The organism is Phormidesmis priestleyi ULC007 (assembly GCF_001895925.1).
In the GTDB taxonomy this organism is placed as follows: domain Bacteria; phylum Cyanobacteriota; class Cyanobacteriia; order Leptolyngbyales; family Leptolyngbyaceae; genus Phormidesmis_A; species Phormidesmis_A priestleyi_A.
This window is the reverse complement of record NZ_MPPI01000007.1, coordinates 95,925-116,259: the sequence shown is the minus strand read 5'-3', so window position 1 is coordinate 116,259 and position 20,335 is coordinate 95,925. Positions and strand designations below refer to the sequence as shown.

Here is a 20,335-nt window from a genome sequence, read left to right as displayed (position 1 = left end):
CACAATAACAGTATACCCGCAGTGAAATTGCCACGTTTACAAAGCAGCGCACCCGATAGGATTGAAGATCGTATTGACTAAAGAATACTGACTCGATCGCCGATTAATTCTGCGGATAGTTGTCGTCCTAGTTTGCGATATTCACTAGCGACTCCTTGCACCACATCGGCAAAAGTGATTGGACGAACTTGACTCTGAGCGATCACGGCTGCTGCCAACACTGCATTGCGAATATTGCCGCCACTGAGATCAACGGAAGCGGCAAGCTGATTTAATTGCGGTTGCGTTAAGTGATGACGATCGCCTAAATGAGATTGCCACAGCGATCGCCGTTCTTCGGCTTGGGGTAGCGGAAACTCAATGATCATATCTAAACGGCGAGAAAAGGCAGAATCAAAGCGGCTGCGGCTATTGCTGGTGAGCAGTGATGCCGTCAAACGATTCGATGCGCTGAAGCAGATAGTTGGTTTGAGCGTTGGCGAAGCGATCGTTGGCTTGCTGGACTTCGGTGCGTTTGCCAAACAGCGAATCGGCTTCATCAAATAATAAGACGACTTCGGCTTGTTCGGCTCGTGATAATAGCTGCGATAAATTCTTTTCGGTTTCACCAATATATTTGCTGGTAATTGAGGCGAGATCGACTCGATAGAGCGGCATTCCTAATTTTGTGGCTAACCAACCTGCTGCCAGGGTTTTTCCTGTGCCGGATGCGCCGACAAACAGCGATCGCACACCGGGATGATAGCGCACTGTGGCAGAGAGTCCAAGTCCGGTGACGAGACGATCGCGGTGGCGACAGCGCAAAAATAGCATCTGGAGTTCGTCGCGCAGTGCTGGAGTCATCACCAAAGCGTTGTCAGGAATGGCATCGGTTAGCGGTTGCGCCAAGGCATCGAGTCCGACTCCTTCTCCTGTCCAGGCGGCGGCGATGACGTGTTCTCGTAGTGCCAAACCCAAGTGTAGAGGTACTTTTATAGATTGTTCTGGGAGCGGTGCCGATTCGTTGAGCAGTTGCAGCAATCCACTAGCGATCGCATTGCCAATCATCAGCCGATCAATTACAGAAACGCTGTGTGGCAATGGCGAGAATGCTGAAGAGAGCAATCCTAATGTAGGACGTGAACCACCGAGAGGTGCTTGAAGATAAGCTAAAATGCGACCTGCGATCGGGTCTTGTTCAACCGCGATCGATAATGAGATTGCCAACACTTCAACGATGGTCAATGATAATGATTTTGCCAATCTCAATAGTGAATAATCACGAGCGGCAGGGTGACGCAGATAGATTTTGAGGGCATTGACCCAATGAAATTGATCGGCAGTGGCGATCGCTTGATAGTGGCATAAGTGCTGTAGCTCCGGGGCGGTTGGGTTAACGAGAAGTGCAGGGTCTAGCGTGGCAGCGATCGCAGCAAACGCAAAGGTGTGAAGGGTGACGATCGGGCGATTAGCCGAATTCTCAATTTCCATGCCCTGCTCCTGTGTAGTGAAACGCAACAACTCGCCCAAACCAGGGCACCCAACCCGGATCGAGATCCAGCCCGACGCGACGAATCCGAATATCAGCTTGCTGAGGTTCAAACCAAACATCAACGTGCGTGTGATTAAAACTTGCCCCGATCGACTGACTAAATTGTGTAATCCCATTTCAGCATTGAGACGGCACCAGCGCCGCATTGAGTTTAGCCAGGAGCGGAGTAAAACGGCTTCTGAGCAGTTGTTTGAGCATTTAGTAAGTGCCTCCCAAACAGGATCGGTTTCAGGGATTTCTAATCGTTGCGCGATCGTGTTTAATAACCTTCTGGGCAAATCAAATTCAATCAGGTGAGGATTAGATTCTAAAAAAGATTTGATTCTTAAATGAGTCATTAATGGCAACAGAAAAAATAGTCCTGCAAACGCACTCGATTGAGGAATATCTACAGATTGACGAGAGACTGAAAGATAATCTTGCTGTTGTAGAATATCTCTAGATGATTGCGATTCATCCAACACTGAGCGAGAATTCTTGGGAATCGTAATGAAACTCTCTATTAATGCTGTAGGACTCTCTATCAACGACGACTGATCAGGCTGAGATTGCTTTCTTAAATTGCTAATTTGTTGAATCACCTGTTGAGATCGCGTCATTAATGGCTCGTCTAAAATGAATGCAGGTTGTTCTGCAATTAGTGCGATCGTGGTCAGCCAGAGCGATCGAGCATCTTCAATTCCCCAAACTTCAATCCATGTTGGAGTAAATCAATCCAAGGTTTTGGTATAAATGAGATTGATAACGGTTTAATTGATCCGATTGAAGTCTTTGATTTAAGCCATCCACAGGCGCGCAACAATGCTGAACCGTCGTGCCAGGTGAGCGCTGAAAGTAAAGGTGTGATTGCAGTTCGAGTGAGTAGCTCTTGCATTAAGGGAACGATCGCAGAGACTCCGATCGCAGTTTGCATAATGCCATAAAGCACTCGACGAAATCCTTCATCTCTAGACAAATTAGCCTGCCAGTTAAAAACGGCTAACCGCCAAAACCATTCATCAGTGCTGAGGTGGTTTGACAATCTCATTGCCAGACACAGATAAGGCTCAACTTGATCTCGAAAATAAACCGCGATCGCACTATTAGCCGCCGGATCTTCTGCATGAACTGCCGTCATACCAATCTGCGCCAGTCGCTGCTCTAACACGAGTGCCAGAGTTGCCGAACTTTGCTGACTGTGAATCTTGCCAGCATCGAGCGATCGCACCAGCAACAGCCGTCCGCTTTCAGGAAAAGATGCAGTATGCAAAGCATCTTCTAACAAAACAGTACCCCGATGAATGAGGGCTTCATCGTGCGATCGCAAATGGACAGTGTGGACATGGCGTTTCATAGTATGTGATGTTGTCTATTCACGATCGCGAAATCAGATTTGTGTTGAAAGCGCCCGGTTCGGCAAACTGCACACGCGCATCTGCCGCCAACTGCGCATTTGTCTCGTAGGCATGAACAATTCGAGCCGATGCTTGACTTGGCGATCGCGACGCGATAATCTTGCACCCATCCTTCTGCTAATCGCAGCGCTGCAACGGTGTTATCAAGCACTTTTACCCCGTCAGAAAACTGTGCCGATTCGTCGGTGCCAGCGAGTGTGTCCCCTAACCGAATCTGATTGAGTAGCGCTGAATTCACGTCTTTAAATTTGGCAGTGGTGCCCGAAACACTGACCTCGCCGAGATCGACCCCCAGATTAGCGAGACTCTCGATCGTGTCTGCCCGACTCGACAAAGTGAAGTTTCTGGCTTCGACCGAGGCAGAAGGCTGAAGTCGTTCGGCAACCGTCACAGTGCGGCTGGCGGCACCAATCAGGGGCGACTGTTCTAACACGTCATCGGCGATCGGTTGAGAAAACTGTTTAGAAACAAATCGCTCTTTGTTGGCAGCCGTTTGCTCTTTGATCACCCCGATACGAGCTTGAGTATCTTGAGTTTTTTTGAGTTCAAATGCGGCAGAACTTGCAAATCCGACATCACTGAAGTTGGTGAACGTTGTTTGAGTTAACAATGGCTCAAACAATGCCGCTTTTTGGCGAGCCGTCGCGAATTGGGTCGTGCCTGCCGCCAGAATTGTAAAGCTAGGACTTGTCAAGACTGATGCAGACTTCTTGCGAGTAAAGAAAGTGTTTAGCTGTTCTTGAGTGACGCGGGCACTTTGACCCCCTTCTGCGATCGCCGCCAAGGTCGGAGACGTTGCCAATCGAGCCGCTTGATCGGTGCCCAACACAAACTGACGAATTCGATAAATATCAGTTTGTACTCGCAAAAAGTGAAAATCAATGCGATCGTTGGCTTGCTTAACTTTGGTTTCGGGAAGCCCAATAAAGCGTTCTAGCCCAAGCGTCGTGAGTTGACTGGCTTCTGCTGGAAGTTGCGCGGTGAGTTGATTGTTCAATGTTCGTAGTGGCGTGACCCCCCGGACATTGTTCTCGATCGCGGCCACAAAGTCTTCTTCAAACGGCGTGAGCAACTCAGCACCCTGAATCCACGTCCAGGAGTCGTTGTTAGTGTGAGGTGTTGCCCCGGCTGGCAGTGCATCACCAACCCAAACCGTGTCATTGGCTGGTAGGGAGCCCGCCGCCGATTTGCCCGTGTGTCCCCAAGCGGCGCGACCCTCATAAAGTGTGAAGGCGATTCCGGTGACGGTCGTGTTTTCTAAGCCAACAAGACTAGCAGGCACCTCTAATCGCACCCAATCTGCGATCGCGGGCAGTACCCCCATATACTGACGGCTGGCGGTTCCGGGAATGCCCAAATCGAGCAAGTTTTCACCCAATAAGCACGATGCTCCCAGCTTCCGCCGACGTTCCATTGGACCATAATTTCGCGGGGTGGATGGTCGGCATCGAGATATACTCCAGCAGGGTATAGACTTTAGTTTTGAAAGGGAGTAAAAAGTAAGAACTCATCCCGCTCTGGGACAAGACCCTGATCAAGCTGACTTTCACAGATGAAGACATCCAGCAGCTTCACTCTGAGCGCTTCCATCACCCCCATCCTCGTGTGCAGCGAAAAATGGAAGCCTTGTACCTCAAAAGCAAAGAATATCCCCACTGGGAAATCTGCCAACTGATTCAAGTCAGTGAACCCACTTTGTTGAGTTATCTTCGGGACTATCAGAAGGGGGGGATTGAACAACTGTAAGAACTGAGCTTTTATCGACCGCAAAGCGAACTGAAACAACATCAAGAGAGTTTAGAAACTTATTTCCGAGCGCATCCGCCTAAAACTCTGGCTCAAGCCACCGCAAAAATTGCCGAACTGACGGGCATTCATCGCAGTCGGGAACAAGTCCGTCATTTCCTTAAATCCCTGGGAATGAGTTGTCGTCGAGTCGGGGTTCTGCCCGCCAAAGCGGATGTCGAAGCCCAAGAAGCATTCCTCAAAAAAAACTAGAACCTCGATTAGAAGAGGCAAAAGCAGGCACAAGAGCCGTCTTCTTCGGGGATGCTGCCCATTTTGTTCTCGGTGCCTATCTCGGATTCTTGTGGTGTTTTGAACGATTATTCGTCAAAACAGGAGCAGGACGACAACGATTTAATCTCCTTGGTGCTTTGAACGCTGTTACCCATGAGTTAATCACGGTGACCAACGACGATTACATCAATTCCAAAAATGTGTGTGACCTCCTCCGTAAACTGGCGGCTTTAGGATTGAACCTGCCCGTCACCCTAGTACTGGACAACGCCCGATATCAAAAATGTGCCTTAGTCAGGGATCTCGCTCAGGAACTCCAGATTGAACTGCTCTACCTCACTGCTTATTCTCCTAATCTCAACCTGATTGAGAGACTGGGGAAGTTTGTGAAAAAACAATGTTTCTACTCTATTTACTATGCTGATTTTACGGCTTTCAAAAAAGCGATTACTAATTGCCTTGACCAATGCCATACTACCCACAAGGAAGAATTAGATTCACTCTTGACTTGGCGTTTCCAATCTTTCAAAAAAATAAAGACTGTTACCTGACAAAGTATAGCTGAATATCAAACGTTGGCAACCCAGCGAATGCACTAGACGGATAGGTATTCCGCAAGTAGTTCCGCAGCGATTCACCAACTGCATGAATAGATTGCAGGTTTGCCATGAATTTTTCACCTGATACTCAATCAGCACTGATCGCGGGAAAGGTAATTGAGTGATGACGATCGCAGCGAGTAAAGTCTGATACAAATAATTCTCAAGCATTTAATCTACATTGACAGTACCCATCCGGGTGATTTCTGTCTACAAAAGTTACATTGCTCTGAGTTGAAATGCTGATAGTGCCCTGACGGTTTCATCATATAAGCTGGTTTCAGAGACTCTGAAAAATGTATCAAAACAACGATATTTGACACTTATCTTTAAACAAAGTCTTTAAGGTGAGCGCCGTAACTTTGGGTAGGCTTACGATAGAACGTATAAAAAATGTTCTTCATGCACCAGCGTAGCGATCGGCAGTTCAACCCTATTGTTCCGCCCTGAAGCAGAGCGATCGCGTATTGTGGAGGCAATGCATGATTCACTTCAGCTATGAAAACCTTGCAAGGCTATACGATGGTGATTCGTCCTGAGACTAATGGCACTTTTGTTGCTTATGTGCCTGCGATTCTAGGATGGATTCGTCCAGGTGTGCTAATCGCGGCGCAGGCATCTATTCTGCCCGGTGAGTTTCGGGTGGCAGAGATTTTATTCACCAGTGGCACCGTTGCTAAGAAATGTCCTGTTTTGGTTCTCTGGCTAGATGGAAAAGATGCGGTTGTTGCGGCGGTTACCTCTGCAAAGCCGCGATCGCAGACAGATGTTGATTTGCAGGATTGGGCAATAAGTGGTCTTCGAGTCGCCTCAACAGTTCGGTTGTCACGATTGTCTGGAAATATCGCTACTGTTGGGTAAAATCGGACAGATTTCTCCGTCTGATGCAGAGAGGATCAAAAAAGTTTGGGATTTGAGGATCAAACCTCAGTTTTAAACCACTTTGAGCGTCTTTAAATCTTCAACAAATCGGGTAAAAAATCCGGTCGAATCAACTTGCAACGCAACCCAGGCATTAGCACTTTGTTTTGCTCGGTTTCGGCGATCGATTAAGGTTTGTCCGCGAGTCCATTCGCCTTTAGTCTCAACGCAAACTCTGGCTCTTTGCATCAGGAGCGTTTCAGGGTAAAACAAGTAGCCGATCGTCGCTGCATCGTGAACTAAAAACCCCTGAACTCCGTTTGTTTCTCGATAGGCGATCGCCGTTGTGATCATAAATTCGCAGAGATGATTCATAAATTTAGACGTATCATCTTCTGAATTGATTGGGTTGATTACTTGCGCCATTTCGCGTGTAAAAATCAGGTTTCTGGTCACGTCGAGCGGCATGATTACAACGTCATCTCGACTGGCTAAAACAATGTCTGCGGCTTCTGAGTTAAACCAGATGTTGAATTCTGCATGAGGGGTGACGTTTCCAGGACAGAAGAATGCGCCGCCCATGATCACCACTTCTTTCGCTTTTTTGAGAATTCCTGGACTCTTTTTTTCGGCGGCTGCCAGATTGTTGAGCGGGCCGATCGCCACCAGCGTAATTTCTCCCGGCATGGCGTTGAGTTTGTCGATGAAGATCTCGTCAGAACACCGTGCTGTTTCATAATCGTGAGTGGGGGGTGGCAGCGTTTTTGATAAGTTGCCCATGCCATCATTGCCGTGAATATGAGCTGCATCCTCGATATCGTTGCTGTTTAAGGAGACTCCTCGTCCCACCTCGATCGTAGGTGCCCCTACCAAGTTAAGAATTTGACTAGCGTTAGAGAAAGTTTTTCTTGCAGAGACGTTTCCGGCGGTGGCAGTGATGGCAATCAGTTCTGCAAGCCCTTGTTTGACTAAGCTTTGCACCCACAAAAAAGCAAAGATGTCGTCCCCTCCAGGATCGGTATCGAGAATGATTTTTGGAATGCTGACCGCAGGGATCATAATCACGTTACCGATAAAAATTAGGTGTTGCAAAATGAGGGAATGAGATGGCTGTATGGGTAGCGCCCCCGTGCCTACCCCTGACGCAGGATGGTTTCATACAAGAAAAGAATGTATTGCCTACCCCTGACGGAGGGCAACCACGGGGGGATTGCCCCTACCTAAATCTCTCTATTCGGCAATGCCAAAAAAATAATCGCCCCACCCTGGGTTTAGCAGCATGGGGCGATCGCAGACAAAAAACACAATCCAGCATTAAGGCGCTAGGGCATTTCCGCGAATTAGACTGCCGATCGTCTTAGCAGTAATTTTTAGCTGGATGAGCGGATTTGCAGGAACCACAGTCTTATAGAGATAGCTATCAAACGTCAGCTTCTGCACATCGAGATCAGAACACATCTCAACGAAGGCTTCGCGAGTGGCATCTGAGCGGTAGAAGACTGTTTGTAAGATATCTAGCACTTTGTAAGTGATGCCATATTGCCGATCCCAACGCTTGATATAAACCTTGAGATCTGCCTCAGTGGGAATCTTGCTGCCGTTTTCAGAAAATTCTACGATCGCTTCTGCACACATTCGCGCAGACTTTGCCGCAAAATAAATGCCTTCACCGGATGATTTAGTCACCGTTCCGGCGGCATCTCCAACGAGGGCGACCCGACCGACGACTCGGCGAGGTCTTGGATGCTCAGGAATCGGGTGCGCTTCGACGCGAATGATCTTGCCACCGCGTAGTTTGGCGGCTGCCCGTGCGCGAATTCCAGCCTGGAGTTTTTTGATATCAGCTTTGTTGGGCGACATTGTGCCCGTGCCGACAGCGACGTGATCATATTTGGGAAAGACCCAAGCGTAGAAATCAGTCGAGACATCATCGCCGACATACATTTCTGCGAGGTCTTCGTAATATGCCATCTTGTCGTCGGGAAGCCGAATGCGCTCTTGGAAGGCGATCGCATAGCGATAATCACCCGCATCGATCGCTTTGGCAACGCGAGAGTTTGCGCCATCTGCACCGATCACGAGATCGACTTGCAGCGTTTTAGCGGTTCCTTCTAAGCTGCCATCCGAGTGATCGGCGTAGTGCAGCGTGTAGGCTCCTTTACTGCTCGTCGGAATCTCTAGCTTGTGCATCGTGCCATTGATCAGCACTGCACCATAGGAGATTGCCCGATCGCGCAAAAACCCATCCAGCACCTCGCGACGGCACATGCCGATATATTCTTCATCTTTGAGAGTGCCGCCGATGTTGACCTCTACATTTGAAGGAGAGATCATTTTCATCTTCCGCACCTTGCGATCGATGATGCGATCGGGCAAGTCAAACTCGCTCACCATACAGAGAGGAATCGCACCACCACAGGGTTTGACGTTATCTAACTTGCGCTCGATCAGATACGTTTCAATTCCCGCTTTTGCTAAGATCTCAGCCGCAGACGACCCAGCCGGACCTCCACCAACCACCGCAACCCTTAGTGCCAAAGGTTTTCTCCCGTTCTCTAAAAGCTACGAAATGAATGGTATCACGGAGCTTTGGGTTGATTGTGATTACTCTCGCTAAGTTGAAACAGAGCTTAACAAATCAGGCTCTGGCGGTCGAAATTCTGATCCAAATCTCAACAATCGATCAGCAGACCGTTGGAAAGAGCCTAATAAATTCCCGTTTTGCTACGGAAACCCGTCCCTGCGAATGTAGATTGAATCAGTGGGCTTGAGAAAGGGCTTGAACATAGTCATGACTTGCGTGATTCATGCTACACGCTGCTTCGGTTAGCAGCAGATCTCCACCTATTGACAGATTTCAGTTAGTTATAAAACGAATTTAATAACATCAAGGAGCTATGAAGCTACCGTAAATTTACTGAGTGAGTCTAAGCAGTTTTCCCAAGAATTTTGATTGTTCTGAGAATTATCTGTCTACGAAACGCAGAGTGGTCAGAATCTGGGGATTTGAAGGCTATAATTTTTATTAGTATAAAAAATATCTGCTTACGTTAATCTCAAAATTTTATGTCAAACGCTACCTCTTACGTATAAATACTAATGCTATTAAACCTATTCATCTGCTAGCTCAGTAAATCTTCGTAAGGATTTCGTGAGGGTTCCGTATTTTCACTACCATTTCTCTTTAAGGCAAGTTACAAAGATCGTTAGTTCGCTGCTCTAATTGCTGTCTCACAGATGATAATTACTTTTTCGAGCCTTGCTGTTAGGATGAAGATCGCCACCGGGCTAACCTTTGGGGCAGTGGGAGCTTATGCTTTCAGTCAGGGAGTCAGTAATTTCACTCAAAGTTCTCACTTTCAGCCAGAGTTGGATGTACAGTCGATAGTGGCTCATGCCTCGGCGCAGTCCTTAAATAAGACGATCGCCCCTGCAATAGTGAAATTTAACCCAGAGCCTAACCCAGAACCGATCGGCACCGGAGGCACCGGGACTCGCTAGAAAGCGATCCCTCCCTGGAAACGCGAATCATCTTTATAGAAGAGAGTCCGCCCTCTGTAGCAATTGACCCTGGTCAACAGAGCGTGGACTCTATTTTTGGGAGACCCGATCGATAGACCTGTGAGAAACCTCAGTTCGATGAGTTCTTTCGCTTCGTTCTTCAGCGCTTCAGCCCCCTAAATCCCCCAATTCTGGGGGACTTCAAGCCCAGACTTTAGGTTTCAAAGTCCCCCAATTTTGGGGAATTTAGGGGGCAGCCCGGATTGGCAACCGCAGCGAAAAGCTTCATCGAATTCACGGGTGAGAAAGAGGCGCACCGATCGCTTTTTAATAGATAGTTAAAAGGTGAGCGATTACCCCTTTGGGAACTGCAAAGCAAACGCGCAAATTGACCCAGAGGAGACCTGTGGCTGCAACCCATTCTGAAATCGACTTGGCACCTTACATTGACCACGCCTTGCTCAGTCCGATCGCCACACCTGAGCAGATTGAGCAGTGGTGCGAAGATGCCGATCGCTTTAATTTTGCGGCGGTGTGCATCAATCCGATTCATGTCCGGCAGGCAGTCGAATATCTCAGTAATAGAAGTCCGAAAGTCTGCACTGTTATCGGCTTCCCTTTGGGGGCGACGACCTCTGCGGTCAAGCTTTATGAAGCTCAAGAAGCGACCGAAAATGGAGCCGATGAGCTAGATATCGTCATTAACTTAGGCTGGCTAAAAGCCGGAAAAGTCGAAGAGGTGCATCGAGAAATTTCCGAGATTCGAGACGCAACTGGACTGGTGATCAAAGCCATCTTAGAAATGTCGCTCCTGACAGACGAGGAAAAGCGCATCGCCGCAGAAATCTGTATGGATGCAGGGGCAGACTTTCTCAAAACCAGCACTGGCTGGAATGGGGGAGCCACGATCGCCGATGTGCGACTGCTCAAAGATATAACTAACGATCGAGTCGGAATTAAAGCTTCTGGTGGAATCCACACGGTCGATCAGGCGCTAGAGTTAATTGTCGCGGGTGCAACTCGACTCGGCACCTCTCGCGGCCCCGATTTAATTCGTCAACGCGATAACCTAGATAAAGGACAATAATAAAACGTCAGTTCGACAGCAGTAGTTCGCTTCGGTGATGAATTCGGGTAGCCCCCTAAATCCCCCATTCTGGGGGACTTCAAGCCAAAATCTCCGATTCAAAGTCCCCCAGAATGGGGGATTTAGGGGGCAGAAGCCGCTGACAACGAAGCGAAAAAACTCGTCGAACTGACGTTAATAAAGGTCTTCGACCCACCCCGCCAAGAGAGATAAGAATCGATGAGTCGAACCTACAAAGCGATCGGAATCAACCTCAAAAGTATGCCGTTTGGTGAGGCAGATCGTCTTCTAACGGTTTTGACGCGGGAGTTTGGGCTAATTCGTGCGGTTGCAGTGGGCGCGCGCAAGCAAAATTCTAGACTAGGCGGACGGAGTGGATTGTTTGTGGTTAACGATTTGCTGATTGCTAAAGGGCGATCGCTCGACAAAATTACGCAAGCAGACACGCTAGAGTCTTACCCAAAACTGGGCGGCGATCTCAGAAAGCTCACCGCCGGGCAATATCTGGCAGAGGTGACTTTGCAGCAGGCACTCAGTGACCAGCCCCAAGACGACTTATTTTATTTGCTGAATGAACACTTGGCGAGATTGGAGCGATCGCCCTCCTCCCAGGTGTTAGCCCATCTCAGCCATGCGGTCTTTCAGCTATTGGTCTTGGCAGGAATTGCGCCTCAAGTTCATCAGTGCTGCGTGACTCAAACGATTCTCAAACCCGATTTAGCCGATTCTAGTTGGCAAGCCGGATTCAGTACGATTGGGGGTGGGGCAGTCACCCTAGATGCTTTAGAGCAGCTTCAGATCCAAGACGGCGGCAAAGGCACGGGTAAATATATTCCGTCACGCCACTCAAAAAAAGCTCGTCTCAATATGCCCATTAGCGCGATCGAACTCTCCCTCCTGCAAGAACTCGCCTCCCCCGATCTGCCTCCAAATTCTGCCACTGCTGAAGAAGCCTGGTTCGCGATCGAACGTCTGCTGCGCTACTATGCCCAATATCATTTTGATCAGCCCATTCGCTCTGCCACCTTGATTGATAGCTGTTTTGCTCCTGCCCTCTTCTCCGAGCCGTCTGCTTAACTATGATGCGATCTGATCTGTCTGATTACACGCTAATATCTGCTCTTGAGCAACCAGACTCCCATGCCTATCCGCCTATCCCAGATCCTTGGCGAAGTGGAGTTAATGGAGTCGATTTTCAGAGCGATCGTTTAAGCCAAGAGAGAAGTTTAGCCATGCTCAGAACTCAAAAAACCCCGGCTGATGATTTCAACGAGTCTGACCAGATTCTCCCAGTTGAGCCATTTGCCCAACCCAATGGCAGCCAAAATGGGGCAAGCAAACATTTGTCAGGCGACACGATCGGAGGGTTGCTGCCGTCCATCGAGCCATCCGACAAGAGTTCTATCAGCGAAACGCCTGAATTATCTCCTGGCGATGCAGACGATGAAGACGAGCAGGGTTTTGCGCCCGTGCTTAAAAACCGTAACTTTTTGACGCTGTGGGCAGGGCAGGTTTTTTCTCAACTTTCAGATAAAGTCTATTTGGTGTTGATGATCGCCCTGATCGAAAGCCGCTTTCAGGCAGAAGGTCAAACGATTAGCGGTTGGGTGTCATCGATCATGATTGCCTTCACTATTCCGGCGGTGCTGTTTGGCTCGATCGCGGGTGTCTTTGTCGATCGCTGGTCTAAAAAAACCGTTTTGGTGGCCACTAATTTACTACGAGGCGCTCTAGTTTTTGTGCTGCCACCCTTGCTGTGGGTTTCGCGAGATTGGACAACGGTGCAAAACCTGCCCGTCGGCTTTGGCATCATGTTGGGCATCACTTTTTTGGTGTCAACCCTGACCCAATTTTTTGCCCCAGCCGAGCAATCCGCAATTCCCCTAATCGTCGAGCGTCGTCATCTGCTATCTGCAAACTCGCTCTACACCACCACGATGATGGCATCCGTGATTATCGGGTTTGCAGTCGGTGAGCCGCTTTTAGCGCTGGCAGATACGCTGTTTGGTCAACTGGGAGGTTTTGCAGGTGTAGGCAAAGAGGTGCTGGTTGGGGGCGGCTATGCGATCGCCGGATTTCTGCTCTTAGTTCTGAAGACGGGAGAAAAATCCAAAACGATCGTGGTTGACGGGGTTGAGCTTCCGGCAGAAGAGCCGCCTCACGTCTGGGAAGACATTAAAGATGGGCTGCGCTATTTGGGCAAAGAGGCCCACGTTCGCAGTGCGCTGATTCAGTTGGTGATTTTGTTCTCGATCTTTGCGGCGCTGGCAGTGCTGGCAGTGCGTTTGGCTGAGGTGATTCCAGAAATCAAATCATCTCAGTTCGGCTTTTTGCTAGCGGCAGGCGGAGTCGGCATGGCAGCAGGCGCGGCACTGTTAGGCACCTTTGGGCAGCGCTTTGCTCACGCTCGACTGGGCTTGTATGGCTCGATCGGCATGTCAGCCTCGCTGATCGGGCTGGCGTTTTTCTATCATCACTTGTGGGCATCGCTGCTGCTGATCGCTTCGCTGGGAGCGTTTGCCTCATTAGTGGGCATCCCCATGCAGACGACCATTCAGCAAGAAACGCCAGAAGCCATGCGGGGCAAAGTGTTTGGGCTGCAAAATAATGCAATTAACATTGCCTTGAGTTTGCCTCTTGTGCTGGCCGGGGTTTCTGAAACCTTGTTTGGACTGCGAGCCGTGTTTTTAGCACTTGCCGCCTTGACGATCGCAGGGGCGACGTTAACCTGGTATATTTCCCGTACAACGATTTTTAAACCGGGTAGTTAGCGGTTAGTGGTTAGTCGTTTATTGGCTTAAATCGATCGCTAACCGCTAATCACTAATCCTTTTACGATATACCTCGAATGCACATCGCTTGGCTAGGCAAAAAAACGCCATTTTGTGGAAATGTTACGTATGGTCGAGAAGTCACCAATGGGCTGCTAGAACACGACCATCAAGTCAGTTTCTTTCACTTTGCTCAAGAGGAAGCGGCTCCTGATAATTGGCCCGACATTCACGAAGTTTCGATCCCGTTTCTCTACAAGTCTCAGATTTATACCATCCCAAACTGGAAATCGAGTAAAGTGCTGATTCAAGCGCTGCAAGATTTGTCGCCCAAACCCGATTTGGTGCACGCTTCGCTCACCTTATCTCCGCTAGACTTTTTGCTGCCTGAGATTTGTCAGAAGCTAAATCTGCCTTTGGTCGCGACGTTTCATCCCCCCTTCGATCGTAAGCGTCGTAACTTGACATCGGGCACTCAACACCTGATGTATCAGCTTTATGCCCCGTCGCTGGCAAAATACGATCGCATCATCATTTTTTCTCACATTCAGCGAGACATCTTGATTAAGTTAGGCGTGCCTGCCGATCGGATTGCCGTGATTCCGAATGGCGTTGACACCACCAAATATTCTCCCGGTCGATCAGATTTTAAACAACGGTTAGGCACCGATCGTGTTTTCTTATATCAAGGTCGAATCGCGCCTGAGAAGAACGTAGAGTCTTTGTTAAAAGCCTGGAAACAGGCAGATATGGGAGAAAACAGCAAACTCGTGATCGTTGGAAATCACGGCACGTTAGCCTCCTCTCTGGTTCCCTTTTACGGTGAAGAACACGGGATTATCTGGCAGGGCTTCATCGCAGACGAGCAGAGGCGCATTGAGATTCTCAGAGGCACGGATGTTTTTGTGCTGCCTTCTCTCGTTGAGGGGCTGTCTTTGTCGCTTTTAGAGGCGATGGCGTGTGGGGTCGCGTGTGTTGCCACCGATGCAGGGGCAGACGGCGAAGTGCTAGAAGACGAAGCGGGCGTGATTATCAACACTCAAGGCGTTGCCTCTCAGCTTAAAACGCTGTTGCCTCAACTGCGCGATCACCCGACCTGGACGGGGATGTTGGGACAGAAAGCGCGCCAGCGAGCCGAAGAACGCTACACCCTAAGCCGCAATATCACTCAACTCGTCGCGCTCTATAGTGACTTGTTATCGCACCATCACGATCGTAAAAGCCGCATCCGCATTCCCGGAAATTTCGCAGCGAACCGATCGCCTTTGCTGCCTTCGCCCTAAATCCTTCTCTCCTGAATGACGATCGGCGTACTATCATAATCAATGTGTTTATGGGCGATCAGGTGAGTCATGGCAGAAGAAAAGAAAGAGCAGCGGCACCCCCAGTGGAGCAGCGATCGCCAAGTCACGGATGCCCTTCTCAGCGGTGGGCCGACTGACTATAATCTGGCTGAGTTGGCGCGGCTCAAGATTCGCTATAAAGGCTTTCCGGGGGCGAGAGACATTCAAGCTGACTTAGAGAAAATCTTGAGCCAGTGGCACCTCACTGAACATGCTTTGTACGAAAAGACTCGTGAGATTCACGCCGTTGCCCAAGTCTATAAAGGTCGCGGAGCAAAGCGAGACGACTGGAGTTAGTCGCGATCGTAAATTCAGCAAAAACCCCCTTAATTGGCGCGCTCAAGATGGGGAATTGAGACCAAAATTTGCGTACGGGGATGGCACTGCCGTGCCTCTTATCCATGCAAATAACAGACATCATTTAATTCACGATCGTTAAACAGATTTTTCAACGGAGATTTAAAGAAATGGAAGCCCGTCAAAATTTAACCGCGATCGTCACAGGTGCCTCGTCAGGCGTTGGGTTATACGCAGCAAAGTCGCTGACTCAAAAAGGGTGGCACGTCGTCATGGCGTGTCGCGATCTTACAAAAGCGTCCAATGTCGCCCAGGAAGTGGGTATACCCCAGGGCAGCTACACCCTGATGCAGATTGATTTAGCGTCTCTCGAAAGCGTTCGCCAGTTTGTGAAAACGTTTCGAGAAAGCGGCAAATCTTTAGATGCTTTGGTGTGCAACGCTGCCATTTATATGCCTCTGCTCAAAGAGCCGTTGCGAAGCCCCGAAGGATACGAATTGAGCGTCGCGACCAATCACCTCGGTCACTTCCTCTTATGCAACCTGATGTTAGAAGACTTAAAGCCCTCCGCCGATCCGAGATTAGTCATTTTGGGAACGGTGACTCACAACCCAGATGAGTTAGGAGGCAAAATTCCGCCTCGCCCCGATTTAGGAAATTTTGAGGGGTTTGAAGCGGGCTTTAAAGCCCCCATTTCAATGGTTGACGGCAAAAAATTTGAGCCAGTCAAAGCCTATAAAGACAGCAAAGTCTGCAATGTGTTGACCATGAGAGAACTCCATCGGCGCTATCACGACGCAACCGGAATCACCTTTAGTTCTCTCTATCCGGGCTGCGTTGCCGACACGCCGCTATTTCGCAATCACTATCCATTGTTTCAAAAAATCTTCCCCTGGTTTCAGAAGAACATCACTGGGGGCTATGTGTCTCAAGAGCTATCAGGCGATCGCGTCGCAATGGTCGTGGCTGACCCTGAATATAAGCAGTCTGGCGCTTATTGGAGTTGGGGCAACCGCCAGAAAAAAGACGGCAAATCGTTTGTGCAAAAGGTATCTCCTCAAGCTCGTGATGACGAAAAAGCCGATCGCATGTGGGATCTGAGCGCAAAGCTGGTCGGGCTGTCTTGATCGGCGGTCTACTGCGATCGCGCTCTAGGCTCAGGGAGCGATCGCACCAGGCTTTGACACCGGAGGCTGCACGATCCTAGAAGGTTCGACGGCTCCACTACTCGCTGCTGGAGGCTGTAACGCTTGGGGTTGCGTTGTCGCCAACGGTGCGAGAACTTGAGAAACCTGTGCCTGTTGCTGCAACTGCTGAGTCGAAGACGTTAAGCCACTCAGCCCTTTAATTAAATTTCGCAAATCGTTACGCAGTTGGGGGTCACCTGTCAGTTCGTCTAAGTCTGCCGTGATTTTTTGAGCGTTCTGAAACGTGGCTCTGGCAGACTCGAGCGTCTGCTGCAAAACCGTGAGATTTGAGGGATTATTGAGACTGACTGACACATCGCGCAAATTGGTAGATGCCTGAGCCGCATTTGCAGACAGCGTTTCTAGGTTTTGAATCAGTTGCCCCTGCTGAATGCGATCGAGCGTCGGACTCAGCTTTGCCACCGTGACTCGCAGTTGCCCACTCGTCTGGTTGAGATTATCGAGAGTTGAAACCAAAGTGGCGCGATTTGCAGTCACCAAGCTGTTGACCTGCGCGATCGTCAGCCCAAACTGATCTGCCGCATTGCTAATCGATTTTGCGGTGCCGGAAAACGTGCCGACTTCCTGCCTCGCTGATTTGACTAAGCCCGTAACTTCTTTACTCAAAATGGTGATTTGAGCAGCAGCATCACTGCTATTTTTGGTTAACGAATTGATATTCCCCGTAAACTGCGGATCGCTATAAACATTGGCAAACTTGATGCTCGCCCGCACTAACTCATCGGTGCTGATGCCCAACGTGCCATTGATTCGAGAGCCTTCGCAAAGAATCAGTTCTTTATCGCAGTCGCGATCGAGCGGTTTTGCCGAAACTGCTCCATCGGGCAACGGTTTACGAGGAACAATATCTAAAAGGGTTTCGCCTAGCAACCCCGACTGATTCACCGTCACCTCTGAATCGCGAGGAATGATCAGATCGGCAGGCGCAATATCAATCTGCACCACCACCCCATTGGGGTCAGGCGAGATGCGATTAATTCTGCCGACCGTCACCCCGCGATAGCGCACGGGTGAACCTGGCTGAACCCCGCCGATCGTGGCAAAGTCTACGTTAACAGAGAAGCTGCGATTGCCAGGATTTAGCCCTCGCAGCCAGAGAATCAACCCTCCAAACAGCCCTAAACCGCATAAGATCAGCAGTCCTACCGAGCCTTCTCGAACCATTCGCGAACGCATAGGCTTATCCAATCACCTGTATGGGTCCTTCTACACTACCGCTTAAAAACTGGCGGATCAGTGGATTATCAGTGCTGTCAAGCTCGTGAACTTTGCCCTGCCACTGCACCTTACCTTGATGAAGAAAGAGGATTCGATCGGCAGTTCGACGAATTGTGCTTTCTTGGTGAGTCACCATCACATAGCTTTGGCAGCCGCCCTGCCTGTTGAGATGCCTGACCAAATTTTCGATCACAGTCGAGGCGATCGGGTCAAGCCCCGCCGTTGGCTCATCGTAGAGTAGCATGTCTGGCGTATCCTTTGGGTTGTGGGGGTTTGACATGATGGCACGGGCAAAGCTGACTCGTTTTCGCATCCCACCAGAGAGTTCGGCGGGGTAGCGATCGCTGATGCCTGACAAGCCCACCATGTCTAGTCGCTGCGCCACGAGTTCTCGAATTTGTCGTCGCGGCAGCCGCGATCGCTGATAGAGCAAAAATCCGACGTTTTCTTCGACCGTCAGTGAGTCAAATAGAGCCGCTTGCTGAAACACCATGCTGATATTGATCGGGTCGGCTGCGTCTTCGATCAGTCCTTTTCGCAGTTGCCCCCCGACGTGGACTTCCCCGGCATCGGGAGCCAACAATCCAGCAATAATTCTCAGCACGGTAGATTTGCCAGTGCCGGATGGCCCGATAATGGCGAGGGCTTCTCCGCGATAAATAGTCAGATCGGCGTGATCTAGGACAATATTTTGCCCAAAAGTTTTACAAACTCCCTTCAGTTCGATCAACGGTTCACTCATTCGGTTGAGACTTAGACCACAGGGTTGAGGAAAATCGGGAACAGGCGATCGAGAAGGCGATTCTTAGAACATCATGAGTCCTAATCATAGAACCCACTTGCTCAAGACGATGATTTTGATCATTAGCCTTTATGACTCTATCAAAAATCCTTCTTCTTCCTTTTCCCAAAGTGAAATCAGGCATTCCTCTGTTCTCGATTCCCTTCTTCCCTATTGTCAATTACGAATGAGAAACTTGAGTTATCCTGCTGTCAAAGGCAAGTAATTTCTATAAAATTCTGGTCTGCCTTTTTTCCGTTCCGGGCATAGAGCACCAATGACAACAAACCGTTTACTCAAGCAGACCATGCGGACAATAAGGCAAGAATCTCGCCATTTGGCTCCGACTTGGCTAGGACAGTGGTTTAAGTGGCTCGCTCCGGGTTTGTTTGTCAAACGCTGGATGTTGATCAGCGCCGGAGGGGTGCTGCTGGTCAGTTTAGGGCTGGCGATTTGGGTAAAGCTGACTCCGATCTTTTATTTGATGCAGTTTGCCGCTGATCTGTTAGAAACGTTAAGCCGTCTGCTGCCCAGCTATGTGAGTGGCCCGCTCGTTTTAATCGCGGGAGTGCTGCTGATCTTGTGGGGGCAAACTCGCACGTTTGGCTCAATTACAAACGTGTTGATGACCGATCGTGACGAAGAGTTAGTCGATGTGTTGCTAACAGCGCGGCGCTTAAATCGCGGCCCCAGAATTGTGACGATCGGCGGTGGCACAGGTCTGTCTACGCTGCTGCGAGGATTAAAGCGATCGAGCGCCAATATCACCGCGATCGTGACCGTAGCCGATGATGGCGGTTCTTCAGGGCGACTGCGGCGCGAGATCGGGGGGTTGCCGCCTGGAGACATTCGTAACTGCATCGCGGCGTTAGCAGACGAAGAGAAATTGCTGACAGAACTGTTTCAATATCGATTTAAAGCGGGCGATGGATTAGTTGGGCACAGCTTTGGGAATTTGTTTCTCACGGTTTTGAGTGACATCACCGGAGATTTTGAGCAAGCGATCACCGCAAGTTCTAAAGTTCTAGCTGTTCGAGGACAAGTTTTGCCCGCCACTCTTAGCGATGTATGCCTATGGGCAGAACTCGAAGACGGTCGCCGCATTGAAGGCGAATCGAGCATCACCAAGGCAAACGGCAAAATCGTGAGAATTGGCTGCACGCCTCCCAATCCGCCTGCTTTGCCGAGAGCGTTAGAGGCACTTTATAAAGCTGATTATATTGTGATCGGGCCGGGGAGTCTTTACACCAGCGTGATTCCTAACTTGTTAGCGCCCGAAATTGCGAACGCGATCGCCGAGCGACAAGTTCCGTGTGTGTATGTGTGCAACATCATGACCCAACCGGGAGAAACCGACGGGTATAGCGTAGCAGATCATATTCGAGCGATCGACATCGCCTGTGGCAAGCCTTTATTTGATGCAGTTTTAGTGCAAAAGCAGCCGCCTTCTGCGAAAGCGTTAATTCGCTATGCCGAAGAGCAGTCTCACCCGGTGGGAGTCGATCGAGACGCAGTGACGAAACTAGGACGACGGATCATTCGGGCCGACGTGATGCACGAAGATGAAGAAACGGGGTTAGTGCGTCACGACTCGGAGCGGTTGGCGCGGGTGTTGCTCCGCTGGTATGGGCGACGATCGCGAGAATCTTGAACAGGTTTCAGGTTTCGACTTCTGAACAACTTCTGTAACAACTTTCTGGACTCTGTATAATCCCTCATGATTCT

Annotated in this window: 18 protein-coding genes and 1 pseudogene; 10 read left to right on the top strand and 9 right to left on the bottom strand. The window is 49.6% G+C overall.

Annotation, left to right across the window (positions count from 1 at the left end; translation table 11 throughout):
- Positions 1-77 precede the first annotated feature (77 nt).
- Genes BRW63_RS28835 through BRW63_RS08360 form a run of 4 tightly spaced genes read right to left on the bottom strand, consistent with a single transcriptional unit; the run spans position 78 to position 4,339 of the window.
- Positions 78-437: an ATP-binding protein gene (locus tag BRW63_RS28835; RefSeq protein ID WP_073070438.1), complete on the bottom strand. Its 360-nt coding sequence runs from the start codon at positions 435-437 to the stop codon at positions 78-80.
- Positions 409-2,130 (bottom strand): ATP-binding protein, encoded by a 1,722-nt coding sequence (locus tag BRW63_RS28830; protein ID WP_073070437.1) that lies wholly within the window; start codon positions 2,128-2,130, stop codon positions 409-411. Before BRW63_RS28830 ends, BRW63_RS28835 begins: the two co-directional genes overlap by 29 nt.
- A gap of 53 nt (positions 2,131-2,183) precedes the next feature.
- Complete coding sequence (locus BRW63_RS08365; RefSeq protein ID WP_073070436.1) at positions 2,184-2,864, bottom strand: hypothetical protein; 681 nt, start codon at positions 2,862-2,864, stop codon at positions 2,184-2,186.
- Positions 2,861-4,339, bottom strand: coding sequence for a hypothetical protein (locus BRW63_RS08360; RefSeq protein ID WP_073070435.1), 1,479 nt, complete (start codon positions 4,337-4,339; stop codon positions 2,861-2,863). The genes BRW63_RS08365 and BRW63_RS08360 overlap by 4 nt, the downstream gene beginning before the upstream one ends.
- A 116-nt stretch (positions 4,340-4,455) precedes the next feature.
- On the opposite strand from BRW63_RS08360, the pseudogene BRW63_RS27190 reads away from it, so the two are divergent.
- A pseudogene (locus BRW63_RS27190) lies at positions 4,456-5,495 on the top strand (IS630 family transposase).
- Here the strand turns inward: BRW63_RS27190 and BRW63_RS29490 are convergent.
- A complete protein-coding gene (locus BRW63_RS29490; protein WP_262983528.1) occupies positions 5,488-5,613 on the bottom strand; it encodes a hypothetical protein in 126 nt (41 codons plus the stop codon). The pseudogene BRW63_RS27190 and the gene BRW63_RS29490 sit on opposite strands and share 8 nt — an antisense overlap.
- 428 nt (positions 5,614-6,041) lie before the next feature.
- Here BRW63_RS29490 and BRW63_RS28825 point away from each other — a divergent pair, with 428 nt between their 5' ends.
- Complete coding sequence (locus BRW63_RS28825; RefSeq protein ID WP_219898518.1) at positions 6,042-6,404, top strand: hypothetical protein; 363 nt, start codon at positions 6,042-6,044, stop codon at positions 6,402-6,404.
- 72 nt (positions 6,405-6,476) lie between these two features.
- On the opposite strand, the gene BRW63_RS08340 is transcribed toward BRW63_RS28825, so the two are convergent.
- Together BRW63_RS08340 and chlP are read right to left on the bottom strand one after the other, a co-directional pair.
- On the bottom strand, positions 6,477-7,463 hold the full coding sequence (locus BRW63_RS08340; protein ID WP_073070434.1) for a nucleoside hydrolase: 987 nt from the start codon (positions 7,461-7,463) through the stop codon (positions 6,477-6,479).
- A gap of 255 nt (positions 7,464-7,718) precedes the next feature.
- On the bottom strand, positions 7,719-8,942 hold the full coding sequence (chlP, locus tag BRW63_RS08335) for a geranylgeranyl reductase (RefSeq protein WP_073070433.1): 1,224 nt from the start codon (positions 8,940-8,942) through the stop codon (positions 7,719-7,721).
- A gap of 732 nt (positions 8,943-9,674) precedes the next feature.
- On the opposite strand from chlP, the gene BRW63_RS08325 reads away from it, so the two are divergent.
- From BRW63_RS08325 to BRW63_RS08295, 7 genes are all read left to right on the top strand, one after another.
- Complete coding sequence (locus BRW63_RS08325; protein ID WP_073070431.1) at positions 9,675-9,905, top strand: hypothetical protein; 231 nt, start codon at positions 9,675-9,677, stop codon at positions 9,903-9,905.
- Between the two features lie 406 nt (positions 9,906-10,311).
- On the top strand, positions 10,312-10,992 hold the full coding sequence (gene deoC / locus BRW63_RS08320; protein WP_073070523.1) for a deoxyribose-phosphate aldolase: 681 nt from the start codon (positions 10,312-10,314) through the stop codon (positions 10,990-10,992).
- A gap of 219 nt (positions 10,993-11,211) precedes the next feature.
- Positions 11,212-12,069 carry a DNA repair protein RecO gene (gene recO / locus BRW63_RS08315; protein ID WP_073070430.1) on the top strand — a complete coding sequence of 286 codons (858 nt, stop codon included), beginning with the start codon at positions 11,212-11,214 and terminating at the stop codon, positions 12,067-12,069.
- Between the two features lie 2 nt (positions 12,070-12,071).
- Complete coding sequence (locus BRW63_RS08310) at positions 12,072-13,763, top strand: MFS transporter (RefSeq protein ID WP_223257325.1); 1,692 nt, start codon at positions 12,072-12,074, stop codon at positions 13,761-13,763.
- A gap of 77 nt (positions 13,764-13,840) precedes the next feature.
- Positions 13,841-15,046 carry a glycosyltransferase family 4 protein gene (locus BRW63_RS08305; protein ID WP_073070429.1) on the top strand — a complete coding sequence of 402 codons (1,206 nt, stop codon included), beginning with the start codon at positions 13,841-13,843 and terminating at the stop codon, positions 15,044-15,046.
- Positions 15,047-15,115: 69 nt separating this feature from the next.
- On the top strand, positions 15,116-15,403 hold the full coding sequence (locus BRW63_RS08300) for a DUF3288 family protein (protein ID WP_073070428.1): 288 nt from the start codon (positions 15,116-15,118) through the stop codon (positions 15,401-15,403).
- 170 nt (positions 15,404-15,573) lie between these two features.
- Positions 15,574-16,530: a protochlorophyllide reductase gene (locus BRW63_RS08295; protein ID WP_073070427.1), complete on the top strand. Its 957-nt coding sequence runs from the start codon at positions 15,574-15,576 to the stop codon at positions 16,528-16,530.
- 30 nt (positions 16,531-16,560) lie between these two features.
- Here the strand turns inward: BRW63_RS08295 and BRW63_RS08290 are convergent, their stop codons facing one another.
- Positions 16,561-17,787 (bottom strand): MlaD family protein, encoded by a 1,227-nt coding sequence (locus BRW63_RS08290; RefSeq protein WP_083582776.1) that lies wholly within the window; start codon positions 17,785-17,787, stop codon positions 16,561-16,563.
- A 4-nt stretch (positions 17,788-17,791) separates the two neighbouring features.
- A complete protein-coding gene (locus tag BRW63_RS08285) occupies positions 17,792-18,571 on the bottom strand; it encodes an ABC transporter ATP-binding protein (RefSeq protein ID WP_073070426.1) in 780 nt (259 codons plus the stop codon).
- 316 nt (positions 18,572-18,887) lie between these two features.
- Here BRW63_RS08285 and BRW63_RS08280 point away from each other — a divergent pair, with 316 nt between their 5' ends.
- Positions 18,888-20,261 (top strand): gluconeogenesis factor YvcK family protein, encoded by a 1,374-nt coding sequence (locus tag BRW63_RS08280; RefSeq protein ID WP_083582775.1) that lies wholly within the window; start codon positions 18,888-18,890, stop codon positions 20,259-20,261.
- Positions 20,262-20,335 lie beyond the last annotated feature (74 nt).

Coding starts and splice junctions, on each gene's coding strand:
- BRW63_RS28830 (WP_073070437.1), bottom strand. CDS start 2,130: ATGACGCGATCTCAACAGGTGATTCAACAAATTAGCAATTTAAGAAAG.
- BRW63_RS08365 (WP_073070436.1), bottom strand. CDS start 2,864: ATGAAACGCCATGTCCACACTGTCCATTTGCGATCGCACGATGAAGCC.
- BRW63_RS08360 (WP_073070435.1), bottom strand. CDS start 4,339: ATGGAACGTCGGCGGAAGCTGGGAGCATCGTGCTTATTGGGTGAAAAC.
- BRW63_RS29490 (WP_262983528.1), bottom strand. CDS start 5,613: ATGGCAAACCTGCAATCTATTCATGCAGTTGGTGAATCGCTGCGGAAC.
- BRW63_RS28825 (WP_219898518.1), top strand. CDS start 6,042: ATGAAAACCTTGCAAGGCTATACGATGGTGATTCGTCCTGAGACTAAT.
- BRW63_RS08340 (WP_073070434.1), bottom strand. CDS start 7,463: ATGATCCCTGCGGTCAGCATTCCAAAAATCATTCTCGATACCGATCCT.
- BRW63_RS08325 (WP_073070431.1), top strand. CDS start 9,675: ATGAAGATCGCCACCGGGCTAACCTTTGGGGCAGTGGGAGCTTATGCT.
- recO (WP_073070430.1), top strand. CDS start 11,212: ATGAGTCGAACCTACAAAGCGATCGGAATCAACCTCAAAAGTATGCCG.
- BRW63_RS08310 (WP_223257325.1), top strand. CDS start 12,072: ATGATGCGATCTGATCTGTCTGATTACACGCTAATATCTGCTCTTGAG.
- BRW63_RS08305 (WP_073070429.1), top strand. CDS start 13,841: ATGCACATCGCTTGGCTAGGCAAAAAAACGCCATTTTGTGGAAATGTT.
- BRW63_RS08300 (WP_073070428.1), top strand. CDS start 15,116: ATGGCAGAAGAAAAGAAAGAGCAGCGGCACCCCCAGTGGAGCAGCGAT.
- BRW63_RS08295 (WP_073070427.1), top strand. CDS start 15,574: ATGGAAGCCCGTCAAAATTTAACCGCGATCGTCACAGGTGCCTCGTCA.
- BRW63_RS08290 (WP_083582776.1), bottom strand. CDS start 17,787: ATGCGTTCGCGAATGGTTCGAGAAGGCTCGGTAGGACTGCTGATCTTA.
- BRW63_RS08285 (WP_073070426.1), bottom strand. CDS start 18,571: ATGAGTGAACCGTTGATCGAACTGAAGGGAGTTTGTAAAACTTTTGGG.
- BRW63_RS08280 (WP_083582775.1), top strand. CDS start 18,888: ATGACAACAAACCGTTTACTCAAGCAGACCATGCGGACAATAAGGCAA.